The following is a 12,591-nucleotide window of genomic DNA, read 5'->3' on the forward strand; positions in this document are numbered from 1 at the left end:
AAGGGCGCCTTCGGGCGCCCTTTTGCTTGGCGCGGATCCGGCCGCTATGGCGCGTCGAGCATGCTGCGCACCGCGTCGGCCAGGGCCTGGAGCGACAGCGGCTTGGTGAGGGTGCGGGTCAGTCGCGGGTCGGACTCGACGTCGGGCTCGCGCTGCTGGGCGTAGCCGGTGACCAGCAGCGCGCGCAGCTCGGGCCGCAGCATGCGCGCCCGGGCGAGCATCTGCCGGCCGTCGCCGCCGGGCAGGCCGATGTCCGAGATCACCAGGTCGACCTCGCGCGCGCTGGCGAGGAGCTGCAGCGCCTCGTCGGCGTCGGCGGCCTCGATCACCGCATAGCCCAGTTCGCGCAGCGCCTCGACGGTCACCGCGCGCACCTGCGGGTTGTCCTCGACCACCAGCAGCGACTCGCCCCGGGCCGCGACCGGCGCAGGCGGCCGGGCCTCGCGCCGCGCCTCGCCGGGCGCGTCGTGCGCGCGCGGCAGCAGCAGGCGCACGAGGGTGCCTTCGCCCGGCGTCGAGGCGATCTCGATGTCGCCGCCGGACTGCTTCACGAAACCGTAGACCATCGACAGGCCGAGGCCGGTGCCCTGGCCCGGCGGCTTGGTGGTGAAGAAGGGCTCGAACACCTTGTCGACCACGTCGCGGCTCATGCCGGTGCCGGTGTCGGCGACCTCCACCGCCACCAGTTCGTCCGGCAGGCGCGGGCTGCGGGCGGCGCCGGGCTCCAGGTTGCGCACCGTGACGGCGATGGTGCCGCCGGCGGGCAGCGCGTCGCGCGCGTTGATGACGAGGTTCAGCAGCGCGTTCTCGAGCTGGTTGGCGTCGCACAGCACGCACCAGGGCGCGCCGTGGGCGACGATGTCGAGGCGGATCGACTCGCCGAGGGTCCGCTGCAGCATGTCCTGCATCGACAGCGCGAGCGCGTGGGCGTCCACGCTGGTGGGCGCGAGCATCTGCTGGCGCGAGAAGGCGAGCAGGCGATGGGTCAGCGCGGCCGCGCGCTCCGAGGCGGCGAGCGCGGCGTCGGCGTAGCGTTCCGCGCCTTCGAACCGCCCCTGCTGCAGGCGCCGCTTGAGCAGCTCCATGTTGCCGGTGATGCCGGTCAGCAGGTTGTTGAAGTCGTGCGCGATGCCGCCGGTGAGACGGCCGACCGCGTCCATCTTCTGCGACTGGCGCAGCTGTTCCTCGGCGCGCTCGCGCTCGCGCACCTCGGCCTCGAGGCGGGCGTTGGCCTCGATCAGCTCGGCGGTGCGCGCCCAGATGTCGTGCTCCAGCCCCTCGCTGTGGCGCTCGGCCGCGCTGCGCGCCTGGCGTTCGCGCTCCAGCACCAGCTCGCGCAGGCGTTCCATGGCCTGGCGCTCGGTGACGTCGGTGACGGTGGCGAGCAGGGTGGCCGGGTCGGTGTGGTGGCCGAGGCGCCACTCGGTCTCGACCACGCGGCCGTCGGCGGCCCGCAGCGGCAGGGTGCCGAGCCAGGTGCCCTCGCGCGCCAGCGCGCCGCGCGCGGCCTCCAGGCGGCTGCCGGCGGCGTCGGCGACGAGGGCCGAGACCGGGGTGCCGCGCAGCGCCTCGGGCGGCATGCCCAGCATCTGCGCGAAGGTGGGGTTGACCTCGCCCAGCTCGAAGCCCGCGCTGAGCAGCACGATGCCGGCGCCGGCCATCTCGAACACCGCGCGGAAGCGCGCCTCGCTGCGGCGCATGCCGAGCTCGGCGCGGCGTGCGCGCAGCAGGCTGCCCACCGTGGCGAGGAGGATGGACGGATCCACCGGATGCACGAGGTAGGCATCGGCGCCGCCCTCCAAGCCGGTGACCACGTCGGGCGTGGTCACCGCGGCCGCGGAGAGATGCACGATGGGCGTGGCGGCGGTGGTCGCCGAGGCGCGCAGGCGCCGGCAGACCTCGAAGCCGGACAGGTCCGGCAGGTTGACGTCGAGGATGACCAGGTCGATGTCCGCGTCGGCCAGGGTCAGGGCCTCGCCGCCGGTGGCGGCCTCGACCGTCGCGTGTCCGCGGGCGCTCAGGATGCGGCGGGTGGCGTAGCGGCTGGCGGCGTTGTCGTCGACGATCAGGATGCGCGCCGTGTCCCGTCCCCCGTTCATTCCGGAACGTCCTCCAGCCGCTCGGGCAGGGTCACGCTGAAGGTCGAGCCCGCGCCGAGGCGGCTCTCGCAGGCGACCTCGCCCCGCAGCAGTTCGGCGAAGCGCCGGCACACCGCCAGGCCCAGGCCGCTGCCGCGGAACTTGCGCTGCAGCGGCGTGTCGACCTGCACGAACTCGTCGAACAGGGTCGGGATCTGCTCGGGCGCGATGCCCGGGCCGGTATCGCTGACGGTGAAGCGGATGCGCCCGTCGTCGAGCCGGCACGCGGCCACGCGGACCTCGCCGCGGGTGGTGAACTTGAGCGCGTTGGAGATGAAGTTGCGCAGGATCTGCGAGAGCTTGCGGTCGTCGGAGTACATCCGCGGCAGCGCGCCGGGGTCCTCGAACACGAGCTGCACCGCGCCGTTGGCGACGATCGGGCGGAACATGCCGCGCAGCGCCGCGAACACGTCCACCAGCGTGAACCAGCCCGGCGAGATGCTGATGCGCCCCGCCTCCACGCGGGCCAGGTCGAGCAGGTCGTCGACCATCTCGGACATCTCGGTGGCGGCGCCGGCGATGAACTCGACCTGGACCCGCTGCTCGCCCGCCAGCGGCCCGTCGACCTCGTCGAGCAGCAGCCGCGCCATGCTGCGGATGGCGCCCAGCGGAGCCCGGAACTCGTGGCTCATGTGCGACAGGAACCGGCTCTTGAGCTCCGAGGCCTGGCGCAGGCGCTCGGCCTGGTCCTCGATCTCGGCGTAGAGCGCGACCACGGCCAGCTCGGCCTGGGCGGCGTTCTGCTCGGGCGTGGGGACGTCGGCCGGCATCATGCGGACGAGCCTAGGGAAAGGGCCAGCACGGTGACGTCGTCGTTGCCGCGGCGGAAGTCGCGGTAGAGCACGCCCGCGAGCACCGCGGGGTGGTAGTTCAGCAGGCCGGGGTAGTCGCGCAGCGAGAACCGCGACTGCAGGCCGTCGGAGAACATCAGCAGGCGGGCGCCGCCTTCGAAGTCCAGCGCGTAGGACTGCCGGCGCCGCGCCGGACCCTGGCCGACGATGCCGCTCTGCGAGGGCAGCCCGCGGCTGCGCTCGGCGGTCGCCAGCAGCACGCCGACGTTGCCGATCCCGGCGGCGACGACGCGCCCGCGGGCGGGATCCACGCCGGCGACGCTGACCGCGCCGCCACGGGTTCCGGCCATGGCCGCGTGCACGGCTTCCAGCACCTCGTCCGGCGCCTCCGCCCGGCTGCCCTCGAAGCCGGCGCGCCCCGCGCGCGCGGCAGCCGCCGCCGCGCTGCCGTGGCCGAGGCCGTCGATCACGATGGCGAGCACGCCATCGCCCCGGGGCCGCACGCACCAGGTGTCGCCGCAGTCCTGCTCGCCCGGCAGCGGAAGGTTGACCACCCCCCAGTCGGGCGAGGGCGCGCGTGCGCCGGGCCGCCCGCGCTCGATGCGGCTCACCAGCACGCTGCCGCGCGCGTCGCTCCACAGGTCGAAGGTGGAGGAGAGCCGCTGGATGGCGCCGAGCCCGGTGCCGGCGGTGCCCGCCGTCGAGTAGCCGTCCACCAGGCAGCGCGCGGGATCGAAGCCGCGGCCGCGGTCGATCGCCAGCACCTCGACGCCCTGGCGCGGCCCGTCCATCGCGCGCAGCAGCAGCTCGCCGCCGCCGGCGTGCCGGACCTGGTTGTTGCCCAGCTCGGTGACGACGATGGCCAGCCGCCCGGCCTCGGTCTCGTCCAGTCCGGCCTCGCGCGCGAGCCCGGCGCCCACCCGCCGCGCCTGGCCGACCTCGCTGGCGTCCGTGACCTGGCAGTGGATCTGCGCCATCGGCGTCGTCCTCAGCGCCAGCGCACGACGGTGACGCGCGTCCCGGCGCCCGGCGCCGACGCGATGTCGAACTCGTTGACCAGCCGGCGCGAGCCGCCGAGCCCCATGCCCAGCCCGCTGCCGGAGGTCCAGCCGTCGGTCAGGGCCTGGTCGATGTCGGGGATGCCCGGGCCCTGGTCGGAGAAGACCAGGCGCACGCCGGTGCGCGCGCCGTCCTCCAGCACCTCGGCGCGCATCTCGCCGCCGAGGCCGTAGACCACGGTGTTGCGCGACAGCTCGCTGGCGGCGGTCACGAGCTTGGTCTGGTCGACGAGGCGGAACCCCGTCTCCTGGGTGAGGCGCCTGACGAGCTGTCGCGCGAGGACGACGTCCTGTTCGACGCGGAGCGGCAGGACCTCAGCGCGTACGACGGTCGGCATCGACGCTCCGGGTGATGCCCAGCAGGCGCATGCCACGCTCGACGTCGAGTGCGGTCAGCACGTTCGGGAGCGACAGGCCCAGCTCGACGAGGGTGATGGCGACCGCCGGCTGCATGCCGACCACCACGGTGCGCGCGTCCATGATCGCGGCGATGCCGGAGATGGTCGCGATCGTGCGGCCGATGAAGGAATCCACCAGCTCCAGCGCGGAGATGTCGATGAGCACGCCGCGCGCGCCGGTCTGGCTGATGCGCGCGGCGAGGTCGTCCTGCAGCGCGAGCGCGATGTCGTCGTGCAGCTCGACCTGGATGGTCACCAGCAGCACGTCGCCCATGCGCAGGATGGGGATGCGGTCCATGCGGATGCCCTCAGGCTTCGACCACGGCGCGACCGATGCGGCTCAGGGCCAGCGCCAGCGCGTCCGCCAGGTTGGCCTTGGTCTGGATGCCCTGGAGGTCCACGCCGAGGTGCACGATGGTCTGCGCGATCTGCGGGCGGATGCCGCTGATGATGCAGTCCGCGCCCATCAGGCGGATCGCGGTGGCGGTCTTGAGCAGGTGCTGCGCGACCAGGGTGTCCACGGTCGGCACGCCGGTGATGTCGATGATGGCGATGCCGGCGCCGGTCTCGGCGATGCGCTGGAGCAGCGACTCCATGACCACCTGGGTGCGCGCGCTGTCGAGCGTGCCGATCATCGGCAGCGCGAGGATGCCGTCCCACAGCTTGACCACGGGCGTGGAGAGTTCCAGCAGCTCTTCCTGCTGGCGCGCGATGACCTGCTCGCGCGAGAGCTGGAAGGCGTTGACCGTGTGCATGCCGAGGCCGTCGATCAGCTCCGACGCGGCCCAGATCTCGCTGGCGCAGGTCGCCGCGTCGCCGGCGTGGATGTCCTCGAGCAGGGCGAACAGCGGCCGCTTGAACGAGAAGATGAAGGTGGCGGTCTGCTCGGCGCTGAAGCCCAGCGTCGCGCGGCGCCGCGACAGGCCGTCGAGGAAGGCGCGCACCGGCGTCCACGCCGCCTCGCCCGAGCCGGACACGGCGTCCGCGAAGAGCCCCAGGAACTCGGCGGCCTGGCTGCGCACCTCGTCGACGCCGGCGCGTCGGTCCTGGGTGACGCCCGATTCCGCGAGCTGCGCCAGCCACTGGTCGAGAAGCTGCTGGCGACGTTCGGCGATGGCGGTGGCAGTGGTCGGGCGCAGGCTCATCCGGACATTCCCCATGTTCGACGAAAGGCCGAACAGGGTGCGGATGCGGCGTGACGTCTCCGCGAAGGCCGCGGCCGTGGGCGCCGGTAGAATCCCCGCATGAGCACCCCCCACGACTCTTCCCTCGGCCGCGAGACGCCCTACCCCACGCGCTACCAGCCGGAGCTGCTGTTCCCGATCCCGCGCGCGACCGGGCGCGCGGCGATCGGCATCGCCGGCACCCCGCCCTTCCATGGCGTGGACATCTGGAACGGCTACGAACTGTCCTGGCTGGATGCGCGCGGCAAGCCGCACGTCGCCGTCGCGACGTTCTCGGTCCCCGCGACCAGCAGCCACCTGATCGAGTCCAAGAGCTTCAAGCTCTACCTGAACTCGCTGAACGCGCACGTCGTCACCGATGCGGAGGCGGTGCGCGCGCTGCTGGCCCGGGACCTGTCCGCCGCGGCCGGCGCGCCGGTGACGGTCGAACTGGTCCCGGCGGCCCGCTTCGACGCCTGCGCCCTGGCGCCGCTCGAAGGCGACCCGATCGACGACGCGGACGTGGCCATCGACAGCTACGGCCCGCCGCAGCCGGCCTTCCTGGCCGCGGACGCGGGATGCCGGGTCGAGGAGACCCTGGTCTCGCACCTGCTGAAGTCGAACTGCCCGGTGACCGGCCAGCCCGACTGGGCGAGCGTGCAGGTCCGCTACGCCGGGCCGCGCATCGACCGCGCCGGCCTGCTGCGCTACCTCGTCTCCTTCCGCGAGCACGCCGATTTCCACGAGCAGTGCGTGGAGCGCATCTTCTGCGACCTGCAGCGCCACTGCGGGCCGGAACGGTTGAGCGTGTACGCGCGCTACACCCGCCGCGGCGGGCTCGACATCAATCCCTTCCGCAGCAGCGCGCCAGGCGAGGTCCCGCCCAATCCGCGCGGCGCGCGGCAGTAGCGGCTACGGCATCGCCCGCGCGTCGGCGGCCCCGGGCAGGACGCGCGGCAGCGCCGGCGGTGCGCGCAGCGCCCGCCACCACCAGGGCACCAGCAGCAGGCCGAGCGCGAGGGCGCCCCAGGCGAACAGCGGCGAGGCCCCGGGCGCCGGCAGCAGCAGGCGCCCGCAGCCGAACAGCACCGAGAACAGCGACACCGCCGCGACCGCGACCACGCCGAGCTGCGCGAACAGGGCGCGCCGCGGCGCGGCGGCCGGCATGCCGGCGCGCACCGCCGTGCGGCCCCAGGCTCCGACCGGCCGCACGCGGGCGTAGAACCGGTCCAGCACCGCGCGGTCTGTCGGCGGCGTGCACAGCGTCGCGACGACGGCGACGGTCGTGGGCACCAGTGCCATCAGCGACAGGCGCACCCATTCGAGGTCCGGGTCGGTGCCGAAGCGCCACAGCAGCAGCGGCGCGGTGACGAGCGAGGCGACCATCGCCGCCAGCTCGGTGTAGAGGCTGGCGCGCTCCCACAGCCAGCGCAGCAGCAGCGCCGGGCCCATGCCCGCGCCGAACAGCAGCGAGACGAACCAGGCGGTCTGGATCGAACCCAGGTTGGCCATGACCGCCACCGCGATCGCCAGGATCAGCAGGTTCGACAGGCGCGCCACCAGGACCAGCTCGCGGTTGCCCGGCTCGCGCCGCAGCCACGCGCGGCAGACGATGCGGTCGTAGACGTCGTTGCTCCAGTACGAGGCGCCCCAGTTCAGGTGGGTGTCCACCGTCGAGGCCAGCGCGGCCAGCAGGCCGACCAGCATCAGCCCGCGCAGCCCCGGCGGCATCAGGTCCTGGATCCCCTGCACGAACAGCAGCTCGCGCGCCGCGGCGAAGGCCGGCTCGGCCGCTTCGGCCGGCGTGAACGGGTACAGGACCAGCAGGCCCACGCAGATGCCCAGCCACAGCAGGCTGCGCAGCAGGATCTGGACCCAGGCGAAGACCACCCCGGCCACGCGCGCGTCGCGGTCGCTGCGGCAGGCCATCGAGCGCTGCGCGAGGTAGCCGGTGCCGTCCGCGTACATCTGGAACAGCCACTGCATGCTCACCACCACGAGGAAGGGCAGCAGGAGTTCGCGCGCGCTCGCCGGGGGCGCGAAGGACAGCAGCTGCGCGGCCCGCACCTCGCCGTAGAGCGCCACTACGCGCTCGCCGAGGCCGGCCACGCCGCCCGCCGCGGCCAGCACGAACCAGGCGTAGGCCGCGGTGCCGACGAGGGCGATCCCGAGCTGGAGCACGTCGGTGTTGATGACCGCGCGCAGTCCGCCGGTGATGGAATAGGTCGCCGAGAAGGCGACGATCAGCAGGATCGAGATCAGGCTGTCGGCCGTGGCGACGTCGGCCGGCAGCCCGGTGGCGCTCTCGCCCAGGCGCAGGCCGGTCGCGTTCACCAGGTCGAGCACCAGCCGGTAGGCGCCTTCCGGCAGCCAGGCGTGCCACGGCAGGAACACCTCGGCGATGCGCACCGCCGCGACCAGCACCATCGCCATCACCACGCAGTTGATGACGGTGCCGTAGTAGATCGCCTTGAGCCCGCGCAGCGCGAGCACGCCGCGGCCGCTGTAGCGCGCCTCCGCCAGCTCGGCGTCGGTGAGCACCCCGCTGCGCCGCCACAGCGCCGAGAGCACGAAGGCGAGCAGCAGGAAGGCCAGACCGTAGATCCACAGGCGCCACAGCGCGAAGACGCCGGCCGTCGCCACCAGGCCCGCCACCAGCAGCGGCGTGTCCGCGGCGAACTGGGTGGCGGACATCGACAGCCCGACCTTCCAGCCCGGCGCCTTGCGGCCGGCGAGGAAGTACTCCTCCAGGTTGCGCGAGGCGGCGCGGCGCGCGCGCAGCCCCGAGAGCACCGCGTAGGCGAGGAACAGCAGGACGATCAGCAGGTCGATCATGCCGCCGCCCGCGCCGGCGCGCGCCCTCCGGGGTCGCGGCCCGCGCGCCGCGGGGACGTCCTGCGTCGTGTCGCCTCCATCGCCTCCGCACCTGCCACGCCGCGCGGCCTCGCGCCGCGACGCCACGACCCTCGCGGCGGCGCCATCACCGGTGCGTGAAGGGTGCGCGCCGCTGCGCATCGCGGGAGAATCGCGGTCCGTTCCGCTCCGCAGCCGCCATGTCCGTCCGCTTCGTCCCGCCCGACGCCATCCGCGCGCGATTCTCGCGCGCGATGTCCGAGATGTACCGCGCCGAGGTGCCGCAGTACGGCACCCTGCTCCGCCTCGTCGCCGACATCAACGCGGCCGCCCTGGCCGCGGACCCGGCACTGGCCGCGCGACTCGACGCGGCCGGCGAGCGCGCGCGGCTGGACGAGGAGCGCCACGGTGCGATCCGTGTCGGCAGCGCGCGCGAACTGGCCACGCTGCGGCGCCTGTTCGCGGTGATGGGCATGCACCCCGTCGGCTACTACGACCTCGCCGTCGCCGGCGTACCGGTGCATTCGACCGCCTTCCGGCCCGTCGAGCGCGCCGCGCTGGCGGCGAACCCGTTCCGCGTGTTCACCTCGCTGCTGCGCCTGGAGCTGATCGAGGACGCGGCGCTGCGCGCGCAGGCGGCCGCGATCCTGGCCCGGCGCGAGATCTTCGTGCCGGACACGCTGCGGCTCATCGCCCAGGCCGAGGCCGAGGGCGGCCTGGACGAGGCGGACGCCGAGCGCTTCGTCGCCGCGGCGCTGGAGACCTTCCGCTGGCACGGCGAGGCGACCGTCGACATCGACACCTACCGCGCCCTGCACGATGCGCACCGGCTCGTCGCCGACGTGGTCTGCTTCCGCGGCCCGCACATCAACCACCTCACCCCGCGCACGCTCGACATCGACGCGGCGCAGGCCGCCATGCCGCGGCACGGCATCGGCGCCAAGGCGGTGATCGAGGGGCCACCCGCGCGGCGAGTGCCGATCCTGCTGCGCCAGACCAGCTTCAAGGCGCTGGAGGAGGCCGTGCGTTTCCCCGGTGCGGACGGCGCCACCGCGGGCACCCACACCGCCCGCTTCGGCGAGATCGAACAGCGCGGCCTGGCGCTGACGCCGGCCGGACGCGCGCGGTACGACGCCCTGCTCGCGCAGGCGCGCGAGGCCGACGGGGCCGGCAGCACCGACGCCGGCTACGCCGGACGCCTCGCGACGGCCTTCGCAGCCTTCCCCGACGACGAGGCGACGCTCCGCCGCGAGCGCCTGGGCTATTTCCGCTACGCGCTGACCGACGCCGGCCGGGCCGCTCGAGGCACCGGCCTCGCCGACCGGCCGCTCGACGCGCTCGTCGAGGCGGGACTGGTGCGCGCCGACCCCATCGTCTACGAGGACTTCCTGCCGGTGAGCGCCGCCGGGATCTTCCAGTCCAACCTGGGCGGTGAGGAGCGGAAGGCCTACGCCGCGCAGGCCAACCGCGCCGCCTTCGAGGCGGCCCTGGGCGCGCCCGTGGCCGACGAGTTCGCACTGTACGAGGCCGAGCAGGCGGCTTCCGTCGCGGCGGTGCGCGACGGGCTGAGATAGGCGCGCCCGCTGCGGCGCGTCCGGGCCGCGCCCGACGCCACGGTCGGTGCGACCGCCCCGCAGGTCGTGCGCGCATCGCGCATCCCGCGCCGCCGCGCGGCGGCGCGTCCGGGGGCCGGATGCCGTCGGACGCGATTCCCCGGGGACACCTGCAGATCCGGGACCGGTGCGGAGACGCGACGGCGACATCGCGCCCACCCGCACTGCGCGAGGCTGGGTGCGCACGTCCGTGCGCCCCTCAGGAGTTCGCCATGTCCCGTCCGCCGATCCGCCTCGTCTCCCTGCTCGCCGCCCTCGCCCTGCTCATGGCGACCAGCGCCTGCCAGCGCGAACCCGAACCCACCCCGACGCCCCCGCCGCAGGGCGCGCCGCACTGAGCGTCCCGCCCAGCGACACCACACCCGTCCGACGTTGCCTGCACGGCACCGCAGGCGCGGGTGGACGCGGCCCGGACCGGACCGGACCGGATCCATCCTGTTCCGTCACGTTTCACCGGAGCGCGTGGATGGAAACGGGCTGAGCACGCCGCACCTCCGGCCGCCGGCCGGGCCGCGCGCCATGGGAGCGCGTGGGTAGAAACTACTTCGACGAGCTCTTTTGGGTGTTCGGCGTTAGTTCCGCTCTGTAGGAGCGCAGGGAACACCTCGTCGCCTGTGGGTGCCTCGCGCCAACGGGCGGCTCATCCCCGCGTGCGCGGGGAACACATGGGCTTGGCCTGGTGGATGGCTCAGGCGGTCGGTTCATCCCCGTGTGCGCGGGGAACACGACGTAGGTCGGCGCCACCGGCATCGCGTCGGCGGTTCATCCCCGCGTGCGCGGGGAACACCCTGGAAACTGCATTGTGTGCGCGCTAGCGATCGGTTCATCCCCGCGTGCGCGTGGATAGAAACTCCGGGTTGACGAGGATGTCCAGCACGTTGGGTCGGGCTCCGTAGGAGCGCGGGGATACGACTTCCGCCGTCAATGTGACGGACCTACTCGATGGTGCCGCGCTCAACACAGGCAGCTCAAAGATGTCTGCACTGGACTACTGCACGCTGATTTTTTCGCGGCCGTGTAGGCAGCCCAGAAACTCCCGGTGACGTTCGGGCTGACCCGCGCGAGCGGTTGACTGCCATGCAGGCAGCTCGGAAGACGCGGTGCTCGACGCCATCCCTCGACCACGCTCCGCTGCCGCGGACCGTGTGGAGCGAGGTGCCAGCGCGTCCCCGACTGCCACGCCTGCCGCGCACAGACCTGCGTCCGACACCGTTGGCGACGGACGGACGATGTGGCGTGGGGAGAAGTATGGGTGCTCCGAAATGGCGCTGGCGCAGTGCGTCCCGCGCGAGGCGCCCACGCGGGCGTCAGCGGGCGTCGACCCAGCTCTGCGGAACGCCGTAGCTGCGCTCCAGGCGCACGTCGCCCTTGCCGTACTGGACGCGCACCTGGACCTCGGTGCCGTTGCGGCGGTGCTCGGCCTGGGCGAGCAGGACGGCCGCGCCGAGGGCGGCCTCGCGGTTGGGCAGGCCGCGCTCCATCACCGAACCGTCGCGGGTCACGACCCAGCGATGGCTCCAGGCGTCCTGCCTTGCTTCGAATACGAGGGTCATGTGCGCTCCCGGCGAAAGCCCCGACGGCCACGATCCGTATCCGGCCGCATCCGTGCGCCCGTGGCCGTCGGGAGGCATAGCGTGCGCCTGCGGGGCCCCGGGGCGCGTCCGGCGGGAAGCGCATCGCGGGGTAGGAAATTTCCTACCCCGCGCGTTCAGTCCCAAGCCGGAGCCAGCCCCGCCGGGTCGGTGAGGCGCTGGTTGCGGTCGAGCGCGGCGATGGCCGCCATGTCCTCGGCGTCGAGGCGCAGGTCGCGCGCGCGCAGGTTGCTTTCGAGGTTGGCCCGCCGGGTCGAGGACGGGATGACCGCGATGTCCTGCTGCATCGCCCAGGCCAGCGCGACCTGGGCGGTGGTCGCGCCGTGCCGGGCGGCCACCTCGGCCAGGACCGGGTCCGCCAGCACCTTGCCGTAGGCCAGGGTCATGTAGGAGGTAACGCGGATGCCGTGCTCGCGGGCGAAGGCGAGCACGGCGCGGTTCTGCAGGTAGGGATGCAGCTCCACCTGGTTGGTGGCCAGCACGCCCTCGCCGGTGGCGGCCAGCGCCTCGCGCATCAGGGCGATGGGGAAGTTGGACACGCCGATGGCGCGGGTGAGCCCGCGGTCGCGCGCGGCGAGCAGCGCATCGAGGCTCTCGCGCAGCGGCACGGCGCCGCCGGGCGAAGGCCAGTGGATCAGGGTGAGGTCGACGCGGTCGGTGCGCAGGCGCCGCAGGCTGTCCTCCAGGCTGGGCGCGAGGCGGTCGGCGCCGAGGTTGTCGGTCCAGATCTTGGTGGTGAGGAACACCGCGTCGCGGTCGATGCCGCTCTCGGCCAGGGCCTGCCCGACCTCGGCCTCGTTGCCGTAGATCTGGGCGGTGTCGATGTGGCGGTAGCCGAGTTCGAGGCCGGTGCGTACCGAGTCGATGGCGGTCTGGCCCTTGAGGCGGAAGGTGCCGAGGCCGAACAGGGGAAGGGTCATGCCGTCTCCAGGATGGGGCGCGGCCGCAGGAGGGACCGGCGCGGTCGCGGCAGTCTCCGCCCACG

Annotated in this window: 12 protein-coding genes; 3 read left to right on the plus strand and 9 right to left on the minus strand. The window is 73.6% G+C overall.

What is annotated here, in order from left to right; translation table 11 throughout:
• Positions 1-44 precede the first annotated feature (44 nt).
• Genes ACFO3Q_RS12540 through ACFO3Q_RS12565 form a run of 6 tightly spaced genes read right to left on the minus strand, consistent with a single transcriptional unit; the run spans position 45 to position 5,530 of the window.
• A complete protein-coding gene (locus ACFO3Q_RS12540) occupies positions 45-2,099 on the minus strand; it encodes a response regulator (RefSeq protein WP_377005060.1) in 2,055 nt (684 codons plus the stop codon).
• A complete protein-coding gene (locus tag ACFO3Q_RS12545; protein WP_377005061.1) occupies positions 2,096-2,911 on the minus strand; it encodes a sensor histidine kinase in 816 nt (271 codons plus the stop codon). The genes ACFO3Q_RS12540 and ACFO3Q_RS12545 overlap by 4 nt, the downstream gene beginning before the upstream one ends.
• The gene (locus ACFO3Q_RS12550; protein ID WP_377005062.1) at positions 2,908-3,906 is read right to left on the minus strand and encodes an ATP-binding protein; all 999 of its coding nucleotides are present in this window, start codon (positions 3,904-3,906) and stop codon (positions 2,908-2,910) included. Before ACFO3Q_RS12550 ends, ACFO3Q_RS12545 begins: the two co-directional genes overlap by 4 nt.
• 11 nt (positions 3,907-3,917) lie before the next feature.
• Positions 3,918-4,325 carry an anti-sigma regulatory factor gene (locus ACFO3Q_RS12555; RefSeq protein WP_377005063.1) on the minus strand — a complete coding sequence of 136 codons (408 nt, stop codon included), beginning with the start codon at positions 4,323-4,325 and terminating at the stop codon, positions 3,918-3,920.
• Complete coding sequence (locus tag ACFO3Q_RS12560; protein ID WP_377005064.1) at positions 4,303-4,683, minus strand: STAS domain-containing protein; 381 nt, start codon at positions 4,681-4,683, stop codon at positions 4,303-4,305. Before ACFO3Q_RS12560 ends, ACFO3Q_RS12555 begins: the two co-directional genes overlap by 23 nt.
• 10 nt (positions 4,684-4,693) lie before the next feature.
• The gene (locus ACFO3Q_RS12565; protein ID WP_377005065.1) at positions 4,694-5,530 is read right to left on the minus strand and encodes an STAS domain-containing protein; all 837 of its coding nucleotides are present in this window, start codon (positions 5,528-5,530) and stop codon (positions 4,694-4,696) included.
• Positions 5,531-5,629: 99 nt separating this feature from the next.
• On the opposite strand from ACFO3Q_RS12565, the gene queF reads away from it, so the two are divergent.
• Positions 5,630-6,457, plus strand: a complete 828-nt coding sequence (queF, locus tag ACFO3Q_RS12570) for an NADPH-dependent 7-cyano-7-deazaguanine reductase QueF (RefSeq protein ID WP_377005066.1) — start codon at positions 5,630-5,632, stop codon at positions 6,455-6,457.
• 3 nt (positions 6,458-6,460) lie between these two features.
• Here the strand turns inward: queF and ACFO3Q_RS12575 are convergent, their stop codons facing one another.
• Positions 6,461-8,383, minus strand: a complete 1,923-nt coding sequence (locus ACFO3Q_RS12575; protein ID WP_377005067.1) for a sodium:solute symporter family protein — start codon at positions 8,381-8,383, stop codon at positions 6,461-6,463.
• A 218-nt stretch (positions 8,384-8,601) separates the two neighbouring features.
• Between ACFO3Q_RS12575 and hglS the strand changes: the two genes are divergently transcribed.
• Together hglS and ACFO3Q_RS12585 are read left to right on the plus strand one after the other, a co-directional pair.
• Positions 8,602-9,975 carry a 2-oxoadipate dioxygenase/decarboxylase HglS gene (gene hglS, locus ACFO3Q_RS12580; protein ID WP_377005068.1) on the plus strand — a complete coding sequence of 458 codons (1,374 nt, stop codon included), beginning with the start codon at positions 8,602-8,604 and terminating at the stop codon, positions 9,973-9,975.
• A gap of 251 nt (positions 9,976-10,226) precedes the next feature.
• The gene (locus ACFO3Q_RS12585) at positions 10,227-10,352 is read left to right on the plus strand and encodes a hypothetical protein (protein WP_377005069.1); all 126 of its coding nucleotides are present in this window, start codon (positions 10,227-10,229) and stop codon (positions 10,350-10,352) included.
• Between the two features lie 969 nt (positions 10,353-11,321).
• On the opposite strand, the gene ACFO3Q_RS12590 is transcribed toward ACFO3Q_RS12585, so the two are convergent.
• Positions 11,322-11,567: a hypothetical protein gene (locus tag ACFO3Q_RS12590; protein WP_377005070.1), complete on the minus strand. Its 246-nt coding sequence runs from the start codon at positions 11,565-11,567 to the stop codon at positions 11,322-11,324.
• Between the two features lie 155 nt (positions 11,568-11,722).
• Positions 11,723-12,526 carry a 2,5-didehydrogluconate reductase DkgB gene (dkgB, locus tag ACFO3Q_RS12595; protein ID WP_377005071.1) on the minus strand — a complete coding sequence of 268 codons (804 nt, stop codon included), beginning with the start codon at positions 12,524-12,526 and terminating at the stop codon, positions 11,723-11,725.
• Positions 12,527-12,591: the final 65 nt, after the last annotated feature.

It is taken from the genome of Coralloluteibacterium thermophilum (assembly GCF_042654365.1).
GTDB classification, from domain to species: domain Bacteria; phylum Pseudomonadota; class Gammaproteobacteria; order Xanthomonadales; family Xanthomonadaceae; genus Coralloluteibacterium; species Coralloluteibacterium thermophilum.